This is a genomic window from Sulfurospirillum oryzae, assembly GCF_025770725.1.
In the GTDB taxonomy this organism is placed as follows: domain Bacteria; phylum Campylobacterota; class Campylobacteria; order Campylobacterales; family Sulfurospirillaceae; genus Sulfurospirillum; species Sulfurospirillum oryzae.
In genome coordinates this window covers 123,385-138,692 of record NZ_JANZKZ010000005.1, presented here as the reverse complement: position 1 = coordinate 138,692, position 15,308 = coordinate 123,385, and the positions used below count along the sequence as shown (strand labels likewise).

Here is a 15,308-nt window from a genome sequence, read left to right as displayed (position 1 = left end):
TTACCCCTTATTTACCCATAGCTCTAACTTCAACGTTGACTTCTGGAGCGAGGTCAAGTTTCATGAGTGAATCAACTGTATCAGTAGTCGCAGACACGATGTCGATCATACGTGCATGGATTCTCATCTCAAATTGCTCTCTTGAAGTTTTGTTTACGTGCGGAGATCTAAGCACTGTATAGCGCTTGATTTTTGTAGGCATAGGAATTGGTCCGACAATTTCGGCTCCAGTTCGTTTGACAGCTTCAACGATAGCTGCAACAGATCTGTCTAAAACTCTATGGTCATACGCCTTGAGTTTAAGTCTAATTTTTTCCATTTGTACCCCTGTAAAGAACTTGCCACCTTGAAGATGACCTAATTAAAGGACTGTGATTTTACAACAATAGATACTAAAAGTCAATAAATATAGGGGTTTTTGCAGATTGAAGACTCATTTTATTTCCTTTTAATAAGGAAAATAATAGACTTTTTCAATCTCTTTCTGACAATTTTTATGTGCAATTTTTTGAAAAAATATGAAAAATAGAGTCAAATAAATTTTGCTTTTTTAGATCAAAATAAGGAAAAATAATGCAAACACTTCAAACACTCTATGAAGCAAATTTTAAAAATAGTCTCTTTTTTGATCGAAAAATTACAATTGGTTCTAAAAAAACCATTCTTCATGGTCCAAGAAAAAGTGGAAAAAGCCATCTGATTATTGATCATTTGAGCCATTATGAAAAAGGAAGTTATCTTTATATTGATTTTTCTGATGACCGTATTGAGCCTCATTTAGTCGCTGAAAATTTGCCACTTTTTCTGCAAAAAAATCGCATTCAATTACTGGTAATAGAGCATTTCGACTTTTCCTTTGATCTTCCAAAAGTCGAAGAAATTCTCATCACAACCACCTTTACATGTAAAACGCTTCAAGGCTACGAAGAGCTGACACTTTACCCGCTCGATTTTGAGGAATTTATCTCGTTTGATAAAAAACACTCTAACATTGAACATCTTTTCAACCTTTTTGCGAACAATGGAACATTTCCCCAAATTGTGCAAAGTGTTGAGCAGGATTATCAAAGGCAGATGCAATCGATGCTTCATCTTATTCTTAATGACGCTACAACATTTCTTATTTATAAGCGTTTATGCGAACTGCAAAGTACCAAAGTCTCTTTATTTCAAATTTACAACCATCTTAAAGCATTTACAAAAATCTCCAAAGATAAGCTTTATGCCATCACAGCTGAACTCATCGACCAAAAGCTTCTCTTTTTTGTGGAAAAATACAATCAACCAAGTAGCTCGAAAAAAGTTTATCCCATCGATTTTGCGCTCAAAGATGCACTGACTTTTAAAAAAGACTTTTTGAAACGTTTTGAAAATATGGTTTTTTTGGAGCTCATCAAACGAGGTAAAAAGGTCTATTACGAAGAGGGAATTGATTTTTATTTGCCTGAGGAATCTTTGGCGATTTTATGTGTAGGCTTTGCCACCACAGAGGCGATTGAGATCAAACTTCAAAAGCTTTTACCGACATTTTGGTCTTTACATGTAAAGCGTATTGAGGTTGTAACTCTTAGCAGCGAAAGCGCTAAAGATATTGAAGGCTTTAGCTTTTCTATCGCCCCTTTTTGGGAATGGTCACTACAACTCTAACGCTGGCGTTATGAATTTTTGAATGGTAATAGCATTGCCTTTTTTATTGAAATAGAAGTGATCTAAAAGTTTTCGAATAATCACAAAACCTCGTCCGTTGAATTTTTCAGCATTAATGACAATGTTTTTCAGCACCATCGTATCAAACCCTTCACCTTGATCGCTAATCGTTGCTTCAAAAAGCTCACGCTTGCCGCTTTGAATGATGCCATAAACGATTTTGATCTTTTTTTTCTGATGTTCCTTCTCAAGGCGCACCATCTCATCATCAAATAAATTGCTTTCAATAAGATAGTTTTTACGGGCTTTATCGACCCCAAAACTTCCGTGTTCAAGTGCATTTAAAAGAAGTTCGGAGAGCGTAAGCATAATTTGGCTGGAAGTTTTACTATCGACATGATAACTTTTGAGATAATCTGCAACATGCTGTAACGCTTCATCAATAGCCTCATAAGTGCTTTGTATACGCAATACCTTAAATGCCTCAGAAACCTCTAATTTTTGAATATAGATATAGGTCAGGTCATCATCACCTTTACCAATGCGCATCGCTACTTTATCGCGAAAATCCTTCACACAAATCGAATCACTAAAATCTTCCTTGAGGCATGAAGCATATAGCTTGCCATTAGCAATCAGACTTTCACTTAGCCCATCGGTATAGCAGAGCATTTTTGAAATGGGGATGGAAGGAAGGGTGTTAACATGAACGGTATCGGTAAAAAGACTCAGCGGTGGGTTGTTACTACGAATAGACTGAAACTCACCGGCTTCACTAATGATAAAAAAAGTTGGCATCCCGCAAGATGCATACTTGACGATAGAATCTTGAATATTGTATTCCATAAGTAAAATACTCATAATCTCTTCATCGAAAAGATTTTTTTGCAAAAATTTCAATGTTTTGTGAATCCATACATCAAATACAAATCCCTCTTCTTCTTCGAGTTCATCAAAAAAATAGTTCAAAAAGCGTGTAATCGCCATCGCACTCATGGCAGCACTAAGCCCTTTGCCCATGGCGTCCGCGATAAACCCAACCAACCTTCCATCTTTTGTTTTACGTAAAGAGTAGGTGTCACCACTCAGCGTACTGTGTGGTTTGTAAGAAATATCCACGCGTAAAAGCTCTTTTTTGCCATTTTTTGAAAGGTCAATCTGCTGATAATAAAGGTCATTTTTGATGACAAAAAGCTCCTTGTTAAATGCCTTTTCAAGCTCATCTCTCTCATGGATCATGCTTACTCCTTTGGGACATTTTAGCAAATCTACACTAAACTTCGTTTACATGTAAAGATGTTTGAAGGAGTTTTGATGCTATGTGGTATAGATGAAGCAGGCAGAGGATGTTTAGCAGGTCCTTTAGTTGTTGCAGGAGCTATTTTAAAAGAACCTGTTTTAGGTCTTAATGATTCTAAACAACTCACAGAAAAACAACGCGAAGCCCTCTTTGAAATACTTCAAAACGCATCCGAATTCAAAATCGTCTTTTGCGATAATATCATGGTCGATACTAAAGGTTTAAGCGCTTGTTTAAGATATGCCATAGAAACGATTAAGGCACATTTTGAAGGGCATGACATTTTAATGGATGGCAATTGTAATTTTGGCGTATCTGGCATTACCACGATGATTAAAGCCGATGCCAAAGTGCCTGAAGTGAGTGCGGCGAGTATCTTAGCCAAAGTGAGTCGCGACCGCTATATGTGTGAAATTGCTGCTACGTACCCCCATTATGAATTTGAGAAACATAAAGGCTATGGAAGTGCTTTACATGTAGAAAAAATCAAAGCGTATGGGCATTGTGCACTGCACCGCAAATCTTTTAAACTCAAATCCCTTTCACAACCTTCTCTTTTTTAATAGAGTTTTGTAAAACTCTAAAGACTACGTTAACACTGGCTTTTCCTCGAAAGAGAGCCCACGCACCTTGGGTACTTTTCCTTCTTGAACAATGCGTTTTGCAAGAAGCCTAATCCTCTTTTTATAAATTGATAACAGAAATCAAAATAAAGCAAAGTCAAAGCTTTGTTTATCTATTATTTCAATAACAATTATCAAAACCTAAAAACATATTTTCATCAGAGCAGGTTTTGGTAAAACAAAGGAGATAGTTTATGATCGATTTATCACAAATCAACAAAAACCAAAAAGCGCTTATAAAAACGATTCATGCGCAAAACACTCTCAAAAAACGCCTCCTCTCACTAGGGCTTGGCATTGGCAAAGAGGTCGAAGTGGTCGAAACCAGCCTTCAAAAAAATACCATCAAAATTATTATTGGCTTTAGTTCTATTGCTTTGCGTTTTGATGAAGCTAAACTGATTGAAGTGGAGGTAGCATAATGAAAAAAATTGTTATTGCGCTTGTAGGTCAACCCAATGTCGGCAAAAGCCATCTTGCTAATGCGATCAGTGGTTCAAACCTCAAAATTGGAAACTTTGCCGGTGTCACGGTTGAAAAAGCAACCGCACGTTTAAGTACAGAAGGGTTTGCACTTGAATTTATTGATCTTCCTGGTCTTTATTCGCTTGAAGATTTTTCCGCCGATGAAAAAGTCACTAAAGACTTTTTGCAAAAAGGCGAATATGATCTCATCTTAAATGTCCTTGACTCGACCAACTTGGAGCGAAATTTGATGCTGACAACAGAGTTGATGGAACTTCAAAAAAAGATGGTCATTGCTCTGAATATGGACGATGAAGCGATTAAAGAAGGGATTGATATTGACGCAGATGCTATGAGTAAAATTCTATCAGTACCATGCGTACGTGTCTCTTCTAAAACCAAAACCAATATCGAATTTTTGGTTGATGAGATTTTACATGTAACCAAAAATGAGTTTGTTGCACCTAAGCTTATTTACAGCGATGAAGTTGAAGAACAACTCCAAACCATTGTGCGTTTTTTAGAGGATAAACATTTTACGACCCCTCATTTTTCTAACCGTCAAATTGCTGTAGGTCTTTTATGGCAAAAAAGAGAGATTTATGCGCTGATGCACGAACAACCTTTGTATGTCGAGTTGCATCCTATTCTCAATAATGCGCTTGGACATGTTTACATGTACGCTCAAAGTGAAGAGATCGATGAGATTATCAATCGCCAACACGGTGCATTTAGTGCAGGGCTAAGTGCTGAAGTACTTCATGTCACCAAAGTGGTGCGCAAAAACTTCACGCAGACGATTGATGCGATTTTAATTCATAAACTTTTAGGGCTTCCGATCTTTATCTTTTTGATGTGGGGACTCTTTCAACTGACTTTTACGTTGGGAAGAATTCCGATGGATTGGATTGAGGCGAGTTTTGGCTGGCTGGGTGAAACAATCGGTAGTACCATATCCAATGAAGCACTCAAATCGCTGATTGTCGATGGTATCATCGCAGGTGTGGGTAGTGTCGTGATGTTTTTACCAAACATTATGATTCTCTTTTTGGGCATTGCCCTTCTTGAAACGACGGGGTATATGTCAAGAGCCGCTTTCTTACTCGATGGCTTCTTTCACAAATTTGGGCTTCACGGCAAAAGCTTCGTACCTCTTGTAACAGGCTTTGGTTGCTCCGTTCCAGCATACATGGCGGCACGTACTTTGAAGAACAAAAAAGACCGTCTTCTTACCATGTTTATCATCGGCTTTATGAGTTGTGGCGCACGTCTTCCGGTGTATGTTCTTTTCGCTGGCGCTTTCTTTGAAGAAGAGATGGCGGGAAATGTTCTGTTTGGAATCTATATTGTAGGCGCACTTTTAGGGCTTATTGCGGCTAAAATTCTTCGTGTAAGTGCCTTTAAAGGCGAAGACGAGCCTTTCGTTATGGAGATGCCAAAGTATCGACTACCAAGCATAAAACTACTTTGGTTTGTGGTCTATGCCAAATCAACGATGTATGTGAAAAAAGCAGGGACGTTTATTTTAATGGCTTCAATGCTCATCTGGTTTATCAGCTCTTACCCCAAAAATAGCTTGATTGAGCAAGAGTACACTACTAAAATTGAAGCGCTACAACCAAGTACGAATGAAGAAAAAAGCAGTGTTGACGAGGCTGTGAAAACTATTGATGAAGATAAAAGTGTCTCTATTGAAGATGCAATCAAAGCTCTAGAAAACGAAAAACGTGAGAAATTGATGGAGCACACTTACCTTGGAATGATTGGTAAAACCATTGAGCCAGCCTTTGCACCACTGGGTTTTGACTGGAAGATGAGTGTTGCGACCTTTAGTGGACTCGCCGCCAAAGAAGTCATCGTCTCAACCCTGGGTGTTCTGTATTCCTTAGGCGATAAAGTCAGCGAAGACGATAGCTCGCTTCGTGCTATTATTACCGCTAATATAAGCTTTGCTTCTGCGATGGCATTTATTGTCTTTGTTATGGTTTACCTACCATGCCTTGCGGCAACTTCTGTCTTTGCCAAAGAAGCAGAGGAGCCAAAATATACGGTCTATTTAGTTATTTTCACCTTTGCAACGGCATGGGTACTTTCTTTTATCACCTATCAAAGCATTACTTTTTTTAGTTAACATCCGTGGCTACCAATGGGTAGCCACTCTTTCAAAACTTTATCAATAAAAATTAGATAATATCTCTTCTAATACTTTTAATCAAAAGAGGAGGACGAGAGAGCCATGAAGAATCTTTTTTATCTCACCCTTATTTTTCTTTACACCTTTAACCAACCCCTTCATGCCGAAACTACACTTAACGTAGGTATTTATAACAATGCTCCTAAAATCTTTTTAGATAAAGAAAACCAGCCTTCGGGTTTTTTTATTGAACTTTTAAATCAAATCGCCAAAGATAATCACTGGAAACTCAATTATATCCCTTGCGAATGGGAAGAGTGTTTGAACAAACTTGAAAGTGGTGAGCTTGACATTATGCCCGATGTTGCCTACTCAAAAACAAGAGAAAAACGTTTTGATTTTGGTTATGAAGTCGTTCTCTCAAGCTGGTCATCCATCTATGCGAACAAAGAGAGTCAAATCTTTTCGATGCTTGATCTGCACGCTAAGCGCATTGCCGTTTTGAAAAATAGTATTCAACAAGAAGCCCTCAAAGAAAGTGCCATTTCATTTGATATTTACCCTTTTTTCATCGAAGTAGAAAGCTTTGAGCAAGCCGTAAAATTCCTCAAAAATAAACAAGTCGATGCTATGGTTGTCAATAATTTTTACGGTAGCCAATCGCAAGTATTGCGCCATTTTTACCAAACAAATATCTTATTTAACCCTGCTCTTTTAAAGTTCGCTTTTTCTAAAACACTTGATACACAAATCAAAACTACTGTTGATACAACACTCAAAACCTATAAAAAAGACCCTATGTCGATTTTTTATACCGCTAAGAATAAATGGATTGATCAGAATACACATACGACGCTACCGGATTGGGTTATATGGACATTTGCTGCTGTACTGATGGTGTTCTGCATTCTTTTAGGTTTGATTGCTTTTTTCAAACATCTTTTAAGTCGCAAAATCACTGCGTTGAAAGAGAGCGAAAAAGCACTTCTTATTCAGTCACGAAGTGCTGCCATAGGCGAGATGATCAGCATGATCGCCTATCAATGGAAACAGCCTCTTTCTATTCTCTCAATTATCGCTAACAATCTTAAAACAGATGCTGATTCACAGACAATAACAACGCAAAAAGCAATCCAGTACTATGAACAACTGACCCGTCAAACACTTTACCTCTCTCGTACGCTTGATGACTTTCAAGATTTTTTTAAACCCAATACAAAAAAACAGCCTAATACCAACGTTAATACGGTCATTGATAATACACTTGCACTGATTGAAAAAACGCTTGAAAATCATGAGATTACGATTATTAAAGGGTATAATTTTATACCACCGCTTACCATTTACGCCAATGATCTCGTGCAGGTCATTTTAAACCTGATCAAAAATGCCAATGAAGCGTTCTTAAAAAGCCCTCATCCAAACAAGCAAATTCAGCTTCGTACTTTTATTAATGATCAGACGGTTTATATTGAAATTGAAGACAACGCTGGTGGCATGACGGAAGAAGCACGTAACAACATCTTCAAACCTTCTTTAACAACCACGTCAAACTTGGATAGTACAGGCTTAGAACTTTATGTGAGTAAGACGATCATAGAGAAACATTTTGGAGGAAAACTAAGCGTTACATGTAAAGATGAGCGAACATGTTTTCACATTAGCTTTCCATTAAGCTAAAATACACCTGTTGTTAAAAACGCCATTGTGCTCTTGCATAGTAGTACGCTCCATTGTAACCAAAAGGGGCATACTCTGAATACTTCACAACCCAATCTTGCGAATTTGGCCAAGGATCAGGCATAGCGTTGAAAAGGTTTTCTGCACCAATTGCGATACTGAACTCTTTATTGATGTGAAAGACCAGCTCGGTATCTACCGTCCATTTGGCTCTAAAGGTAATAGGCGTATAGTAGTCTGTGCTTTTAAAACTTCCAAAACGATTGACATTCACAATCCAATCAAACGCTTTGGTTTCATACTTATTCCAAAACTTGACAGAATCAATCGGCTGTCCCTCTTCAAGAGTGACCTTTACAAAAGGATCTACCATCAAATCAATCATCGAGACACCCAAGACAGAGGGCGCATCGTTCAGCTTCGTGATGTGGGTTTCTGACCTATTGTACGCTAAAGCATGCTTCATTTTCGCACCCGAATCAAGGTCGTATTTATAGTCCATGCGTACATCAAATCCACGTGTGCGTGTGGAGAAGGCATTGGCAAAATAGACCGCACCATCAACGTTGTTAGCACTTAAAATACTTTGCGCGTATGCACTCAAACCTGAGATCGTATAGCCACTAATATAGCCTGTTGCCATAATGCGATCTTGAATATCGGTGATAAAATAATCTGCGCTAATGGAGAAGTTGGAAATGGGCTGATAGACAAAACCCATTGTGTAATGCTGTGATGTTTCAGGCTTTAAGTCAGTTGCGCCAAGCGCACGCGCAACGGGATCATTGACACCGTAATTGCCAAATGTGACGATATTGCCTGCATCTTCAATCATCTGTGTGTAGGTGAAATTGGACTGTGCCAAGGAAGGGGCTCGAAAACCAGTACTAGCACTGGTACGAACAAGCCAATCTTCGCTCGGCTTTACGCGCAAAGCAATTTTACCATCTAACGTTGAACCAAAGTCGTTATAGTATTCACTTCGAAGGGCCACATCTGTGGAGAGCCAATTGGTAAAAGTGTAGGTATTATCAAGATACGCCGCAACGTTATAGCGAGATGCATCAACCTCATTTTCAGGACGAAATCCAGGGAAACCTTGCGCACCAGAAGCCGAAGAGAAGCTACCAAGTGCATAGGAGGCTTCATCCCCACGATAAATCTGATAGTTCTCCTTGCGAACTTCCACTCCTCCAGCAACTTGCCATTTATCAATGGTGCGAGAGAGGTCAAAATTGAAAATCTGCTCGAGATAACGCGTACCACCACTGTCAAACGAATGCGGTGATGCAACACCCAAAGAGCGATTCAACGTATTGTCCACATAAAAATGGTAGTCGTTATATCCTAAAGTATAACTTGCATCCCATTTAAGGCCATTCTCTAAAATCCCCCTCAATCCTCCTGCCCATGTACCATCGATAATCTCTGGGTGAATAGAAGGAAGGTAGCCATTGGGGTAGACGGAGGGAATATTTCTAAAATCAGCAGGATTGCGAAAGTAGGCACCCGCACGGCTATGTCTATCATCAAAATTACCGTGCATATACCAAATCAGATCATCTCTTGGCGCTTCAACGTTGAGTGCTAAAAGGAGGTCTTGCGTTTTTGCATCACCAAAATGGGTGTCGATGAGATTGTTATTGTAAATATCAGCTTCCGCGCGATTGGTGGCTCCTCGATCTTTAGCTTCAACGGTGATGTTTGCAAAACCATCTTCTTTTAACGGAAGCGTATAAAAAAGATCCGACTGGCGCATCACGCCATCACCCTCATGCGTAACGCCGTAGCTGATGGTTGCTACGCTTTGACTGCCATATCCTTTCAGCACAATGTTAATAATTCCCGCAATCGCGTCAGAGCCATACTGTGCAGCAGCGCCGTCTCGTAACACCTCTATTCGCTCAATGGAGCGCAAAGGAATGGTGTTAAGATCGACACTCAAACTTCCTCTTCCAATCGTTCCATTGACATTGAGAAGTGAACTTTGGTGCAAACGCTTGCCATTGATGAGTACTAAAACTTGGTCTGGATTCATCCCTCGCAAGGTAAAAGGAGGAGAATGATCCGTTCCATCCGCAATGGAAGGTCTCGGGTAGTTAAAACCCGCAATCAGTTTTGAGAGAACTTTGCCAAGTTCGGTGTAACCACTGCTTTGAAGCTGCTCTTGGCTAATGACATCAATAGGAACGAGCGCATCCAAAGCATCACGCGCACCACTACGAGAGCCTACATTGGCTTTGGCTTGTGTTTCCACATTTAAGAGCTCTTCTAACGATTTATCATAATACGCATTGTGCTTTTGAGCCGTTTGCTCTTCTTGCGCGTGCATACCTAGACAGAGTAGAGATACCATAAGACTAAAAGACAAGATTTTCATGGCTTGCCTCTTTGAAGTACTGTAGCAACAGAGAGTAATGGAGAGGCAATTTTAATGCCAGAGCGTGTTGCGGCATCGTGATTGATAGTAATGCGAATCTTTTGATCGACAAAATTAAGCTGAATAATCCCACCGCTCCCAGCAAAACCTCTGGATTCACTGATACTTAAAATAGAGTGTTCTTGCGCATATCTAATCGCCTCAAGTCGGTCTTTTTGCGTGTTGAGGGTTATAAATAAAAGATCCGTTAAGCCAATCTCTTCCACCTTCCTCACCAGTCGCACTAAGACGGGTTTGCCTTTAATACGTTTGTCAATGTAAAGATTATTTAAAATAGACCCAAAAGGATTTTCATCAATAAGGGTGATAATAAAATACTCTTTTGATTTCGCTTCCCAATCAATATAACTTGCAAACCGCCCTAAAAAAGCGGCTTCTAATTTGCGCTCTTCATCGCTTCCCCATGCTAAAGCAACAACCAAACCTAACAGTAAAATAGCCTTGATTAAGCGCATGCACTCCCTTTAAGCACAACACAATTTCGCCCTAATGTTTTAGCTTCATACAACGCATCATCTGCTATTTTAAGCAGAGGTTCGATGTTATTTGAAGTGGGGACATGCACATACCCACCTACGCTGATTGTCACGGAGATAAGAGCTGTTTCATAATATATTTTTGTTGCTTCAACACGAGAGCGAATACGTTCTGCAATGACAGATAGAGCGTGCTGATCGCAACCATCACACACAATTAAGAACTCTTCACCGCCCACACGCGCTACCACATCATACTCTCTGGCACATTCAACGATCAATTTCGCAATCACGCGCAGGACTTCATCACCTGCGATATGTCCATACGTATCATTAATCATTTTAAAATGGTCAATGTCGAGCATGATAACACTCAAAAAACCTTTATGCCTGAGCGCCTTTGCAACTAAAGTGTGCATCATTTCCATCGCATAGTGGCGATTGGAGAGTCCTGTAAGACTGTCGGTGCTCGCAAGGTGCAATAACCGCTCATCTCGCTCTTTAATTTCAACAAGCATGGAGTTGAAGTGCTCATACAAAACACCAAACTCATCATTTTGAGCCAGCTTCACTGAAGTAGCATAATTTTTCGTCTCCGCAATCTTTTGAAATGTGTCAATCAAAGAGACGACAGGATTGATGAAAGGCTTTTGAAACCACCCCACCATGAAAGCAGAAAAATAATAGCCAAAGTCACCAGTGAGATAAAAACTTGAATCATGATAAAATCGTACATCATCTGTTTAAACTGCATGGTGTCGCTGGCAATGACGAGCGCACCTATGGTATTGCCTTCGTAAACAATGGGGTCTACAATTGCCATACTACTATCGCTGGTGTACTGAACACTCTCTTGTTTTTCAAAGAGCTTCTGTTTTTGCGTTTGAATCAAAAATTCCAATGTGGCATTTAGCGTCTCAACCTCTTTTGCTGAATGCCTTTTTGAGGTAAAAGCACTCAACATTCTTCCCTCTTCATCCAAAACCCAAGCACTCATAATATGAGGATTGCTCTCAAAAGCCAAAAGCATTTTATGGGCACTGATTTCATCATGAAAAAGGACAGATGCTTGCATGTTGGTGCTCATAACATTCGTAGATTGCTCAAGGTCATCTAGAAGGTGAGCATGTTGCATTTTTTGCGTATACACAATAATCAACAAGGAAGAGATAACAAGAGCCAATGCCGCGCTAGAGGCTAAAAAGACGAGTAACTTGTGACGAATACTTAAATGCTTAAATCTCATAACATCATCTCTTTACCACCTTACATGTAAACCCGTTTGAGATGTTCGACTTTTGCGCCTAAATTGAGCAGTAAAAGATCGGCTATGACTAAAGCAGTCATCGACTCTGCAACGACACTGCCACGTACAGCGATGCACGGGTCATGTCTTCCTTTGAGGTTACATGTAAGCGCATTTCCCTCTTTATCAATCGTCTCTTGAGCAAGAAAAATCGAAGGGGTTGGTTTAAAATAGACTTTACATGTAATGGTATCGCCATTGCTCATACCGCCCAAAATTCCGCCACTATGGTTGGTGACAAATCCCTCTTTGCTAATGGCATCGTTATTCTGGGAGCCTTTGAGCGCTGAGGCATGAAAGCCCTCTCCGATTTCTACGCCTTTAACACCGTTAATACCCATCATGGCTTCTGCCAAAAGGGCGTCAAGTTTATAATAAATCGGCTCACCCAATCCTGCGGGCGCTCCCACAACCTGCACAAGCGCCACACCGCCCACAGAATCGTGCGCGTTTTTAGCTTCTAAAATAACCTCTTTTTGTGCCTCTTCGACGTTTCCATCTAGCGCGTAAATCTCACTCTTTGCCACACGTTCAAAATCATAACTTTTGGCTTCGATGCCACCGATGGCACAAATACCACTTTGAACCTTTACATGTAAAGTGTTTAGAAGTAGTTTGGCAATAGCACCTGCTGCCACGCGTGCGGCTGTTTCCCTGGCACTACTGCGTCCGCCACCGCGATAATCTCTGATTCCGTATTTGTGAAAATAGGTAAAATCCGCATGCCCTGGACGAAAAAGATCTTTCACACTGTCATAGTCACCGCTTTTTTGATTTTCATTGAAAATAATCATCGCAATGGGCGTTCCAGTACTAACACCTTCAAAAACACCGCTTAAAATTTCAATCTTATCGCCCTCTTTGCGTGCGGTGGCAAATTTGTTCTGACCTGGTTTTCTTCTATCTAACTCGCTTTGAATAAATTCCTCATCGATTTCTAAGCCTGCTGGGACGCCATCGACCACACAGCCAATTGCCTTTCCATGCGATTCACCAAAGGTTGTAAAACAAAATTTTCTTCCAAATGTATTCATCTGATCTCTTTTTTAAGGATTTCAAGTGCGAGCATTGCCGCTTTTTGCTGTGCCTCTTTTTTACTTTTTCCACTGGCAATGGCAAGGTCTTTGCCTCTCACACTCACAGCGATTTCAAACTCTTTTTTATGATCCGGCCCAAAGGAGCGCACCAAGCGATACTCTGGTGTCATGCCAAAATGGGCTTGTGTCAGCTCTTGCAAGGTGGTTTTATGGTCTCTAAAAATCGCATCCATATCAATTTTAGGGTACGCCTCTTCTAAAAGCGCTATCGCCAAAGCTCGGGCTTTCTCTAACCCCGCTTCAAGGTAGAGTGCGCCCATAATCGCCTCAAACGCGTTGGAAAGAAGGGAAGGTTTTTCACGTCCATTGTTATTCTCTTCTGCCAGTGAGATGTAAATGCACTCACCTAAATGAAGCAAACGTGCCAGTTTTTCAAAGCTTTTTTCATTAACAAGCGAAGCGCGTAGCTTGGAGAGTTCACCCTCTGCTACTTCGGTAAATTCATGGTAAAGGTACTCACCCACAATGAGGTCCAGTACCGCGTCGCCTAAAAACTCCAAACGCTCGTTATTGTAGGGTTGTTTTGAACTTTTGTGCGTAAGTGCCTCGATTATCAGGTCTTGATCTTTAAACTGATAACCCAAACGCTTCTGTAACGCTTCTAATCTTTTTTGCATTATCTTTCCTTTACTTTGGTTGCTTCTTCTTTTGCGATCCTATCGCACATTTCATTTTCTACGTGTCCATCATGTCCTCTGACCCAAATACCATGAACTTTATGGTTTTTAGAGACTTCCACATAGCGCTGCCAGAGTTCTGGGTTTTTCACCTTGGCAAAATCTTTGCGCTTCCAGCCTTCAAGCCATTCATTAATCCCTTTGATCACATAACTTGAATCGCTAATAAGCGTAACATCGCATGGCTCTTTAAGGGCTGCCAAGCCTTCAATAACCGCCAAGAGTTCCATCTGATTGTTGGTAGCGTTTGCCATTCCACCACTGACAATGCGTTCAACCGCCCCAAAACGCAAAATAGCGCAATAGCCACCAGCACCAGGATTTCCTAAGGATGAGCCATCACAGAAAAGAGATATTTTCTTCATCGTCTGCTTTGGTCAGTGTGGTTTGGATCGTAACGCTGTCGATGCTTTGGCAATGAGGGCATCTGTAAAAATGGATCGGGAAAACTTGCTTGCATTCACCACAAAGGTACTCAAAACCAAGGCTTGCTTTGCTATAACCGATACTTTGAAGCTTACTTAAGACATCCAGTGCAAAAGGAACTTCACCCTCTTGCTCAACATAAGGGCTCAAGCCCCTTGCCATCGCAATTTGTTGCACCAGTGGATCTTTACATGTAAGAATATCATAGACCATAGGATCAACATACCATAAAAGATCAATGACGCTTTTGAAGGATAACGTTTCAAAGAAAGAAGGCTCAATTTTAATACCATTTTCTTGCATGTATTCAAACAATTTTCGCTTTAAAAAAGGGGCTGTTTTGCAAAGTTCTAAAAGCTTCTCAACTTTTTGGCTCTCTTTAAGATGACTCTCTTTAATCGTCTCAAGTGCTTTAAGATACGTTCTTTGCACACTTACTTTTGCACCCAACTCTTCCAATGAGTCCAAAACCTCTTCGGCTTTCACATACTCTTGAAGTTGCTCATAGGCGACGGTTAGGTATTTGAGGGATTCTGCATTGCGTGGATGCAGACGCAATGACTCTAAAAAGACTTCGGAACTTCGACGCAAAAAACCTGCTTTAAAATAGGTCTTCCCAAGTGTTGAAAGAAGGTACTGTTTTTCGTCCTTACCTTTGACGCGCTTGAGTGTCACAAGGTAGATATTGATCGCTTTTTCATAGTCCCCACTTTTGGCATACGCATGTGCAAGCAATGCTAACGATTCTAAAGGAATCGAAGCGTCTTCCAAAAGTTTTTTATACTCATTTTCGTCGGTGACAATTTCAAATTTTTTAACAAACTTATCGATACTTTGTTTCTCTTCTTTGTTCTTAAAAACACCCCACCAATAATTAGAGAAGGAGATAACAAAAACAATGGCAAACAAAATGATGACACCAAAAAGTGGATCGCGGTATGCTATAAAAAAATTATCCAAATTCTACCCTTTATTTACATATAAGCGTTATTTCATTCCATTACAAAGCTTACGTACCAGTAAGTTTAGTATCCTCA

15 protein-coding genes are annotated in these 15,308 nt (G+C 40.1%); 5 read left to right on the top strand and 10 right to left on the bottom strand.

What is annotated here, in order from left to right:
• Positions 1-7: 7 nt before the first annotated feature.
• Positions 8-319 carry a 30S ribosomal protein S10 gene (gene rpsJ / locus N0B29_RS11845; RefSeq protein WP_012857732.1) on the bottom strand — a complete coding sequence of 104 codons (312 nt, stop codon included), beginning with the start codon at positions 317-319 and terminating at the stop codon, positions 8-10.
• A gap of 254 nt (positions 320-573) precedes the next feature.
• Between rpsJ and N0B29_RS11840 the strand changes: the two genes are divergently transcribed.
• Positions 574-1,647 (top strand): ATP-binding protein, encoded by a 1,074-nt coding sequence (locus tag N0B29_RS11840; RefSeq protein WP_263833944.1) that lies wholly within the window; start codon positions 574-576, stop codon positions 1,645-1,647.
• On the opposite strand, the gene N0B29_RS11835 is transcribed toward N0B29_RS11840, so the two are convergent.
• A complete protein-coding gene (locus N0B29_RS11835; protein WP_263833943.1) occupies positions 1,636-2,886 on the bottom strand; it encodes an ATP-binding SpoIIE family protein phosphatase in 1,251 nt (416 codons plus the stop codon). The two genes, N0B29_RS11840 and N0B29_RS11835, sit on opposite strands and share 12 nt — an antisense overlap.
• A gap of 75 nt (positions 2,887-2,961) precedes the next feature.
• Between N0B29_RS11835 and rnhB the strand changes: the two genes are divergently transcribed.
• From rnhB to N0B29_RS11815, 4 genes are all read left to right on the top strand, one after another.
• The gene (gene rnhB / locus N0B29_RS11830) at positions 2,962-3,510 is read left to right on the top strand and encodes a ribonuclease HII (RefSeq protein ID WP_263833942.1); all 549 of its coding nucleotides are present in this window, start codon (positions 2,962-2,964) and stop codon (positions 3,508-3,510) included.
• Positions 3,511-3,764: 254 nt separating this feature from the next.
• Positions 3,765-3,992 carry a FeoA family protein gene (locus N0B29_RS11825; RefSeq protein ID WP_263833941.1) on the top strand — a complete coding sequence of 76 codons (228 nt, stop codon included), beginning with the start codon at positions 3,765-3,767 and terminating at the stop codon, positions 3,990-3,992.
• Entirely contained in the window at positions 3,992-6,166 is a 2,175-nt protein-coding gene (gene feoB / locus N0B29_RS11820; RefSeq protein WP_263833940.1) for a ferrous iron transport protein B, read from the top strand. The genes N0B29_RS11825 and feoB overlap by 1 nt, the downstream gene beginning before the upstream one ends.
• A 105-nt stretch (positions 6,167-6,271) precedes the next feature.
• On the top strand, positions 6,272-7,849 hold the full coding sequence (locus tag N0B29_RS11815; RefSeq protein ID WP_263833939.1) for a transporter substrate-binding domain-containing protein: 1,578 nt from the start codon (positions 6,272-6,274) through the stop codon (positions 7,847-7,849).
• A 13-nt stretch (positions 7,850-7,862) separates the two neighbouring features.
• Here the strand turns inward: N0B29_RS11815 and N0B29_RS11810 are convergent, their stop codons facing one another.
• From N0B29_RS11810 to N0B29_RS11775, 8 genes are read right to left on the bottom strand one after another with little or no spacing between them, the layout of a single operon-like run.
• Positions 7,863-10,229, bottom strand: a complete 2,367-nt coding sequence (locus N0B29_RS11810; protein WP_263833938.1) for a TonB-dependent receptor plug domain-containing protein — start codon at positions 10,227-10,229, stop codon at positions 7,863-7,865.
• A complete protein-coding gene (locus N0B29_RS11805) occupies positions 10,226-10,744 on the bottom strand; it encodes a YfiR family protein (protein ID WP_263833937.1) in 519 nt (172 codons plus the stop codon). Before N0B29_RS11805 ends, N0B29_RS11810 begins: the two co-directional genes overlap by 4 nt.
• The gene (locus tag N0B29_RS11800) at positions 10,735-11,433 is read right to left on the bottom strand and encodes a sensor domain-containing diguanylate cyclase (protein ID WP_263833936.1); all 699 of its coding nucleotides are present in this window, start codon (positions 11,431-11,433) and stop codon (positions 10,735-10,737) included. Before N0B29_RS11800 ends, N0B29_RS11805 begins: the two co-directional genes overlap by 10 nt.
• Positions 11,385-12,011, bottom strand: coding sequence for a CHASE sensor domain-containing protein (locus N0B29_RS11795; RefSeq protein WP_263833935.1), 627 nt, complete (start codon positions 12,009-12,011; stop codon positions 11,385-11,387). The genes N0B29_RS11800 and N0B29_RS11795 overlap by 49 nt, the downstream gene beginning before the upstream one ends.
• A gap of 20 nt (positions 12,012-12,031) precedes the next feature.
• The gene (aroC, locus tag N0B29_RS11790) at positions 12,032-13,105 is read right to left on the bottom strand and encodes a chorismate synthase (protein ID WP_263833934.1); all 1,074 of its coding nucleotides are present in this window, start codon (positions 13,103-13,105) and stop codon (positions 12,032-12,034) included.
• On the bottom strand, positions 13,102-13,785 hold the full coding sequence (gene rnc / locus N0B29_RS11785) for a ribonuclease III (RefSeq protein ID WP_263833933.1): 684 nt from the start codon (positions 13,783-13,785) through the stop codon (positions 13,102-13,104). Before rnc ends, aroC begins: the two co-directional genes overlap by 4 nt.
• Positions 13,785-14,210, bottom strand: coding sequence for a ribonuclease HI (gene rnhA / locus N0B29_RS11780; RefSeq protein WP_263833932.1), 426 nt, complete (start codon positions 14,208-14,210; stop codon positions 13,785-13,787). The genes rnc and rnhA overlap by 1 nt, the downstream gene beginning before the upstream one ends.
• A complete protein-coding gene (locus N0B29_RS11775) occupies positions 14,185-15,231 on the bottom strand; it encodes a tetratricopeptide repeat protein (RefSeq protein WP_263833931.1) in 1,047 nt (348 codons plus the stop codon). Before N0B29_RS11775 ends, rnhA begins: the two co-directional genes overlap by 26 nt.
• Between the last annotated feature and the right edge of the window lie 77 nt (positions 15,232-15,308).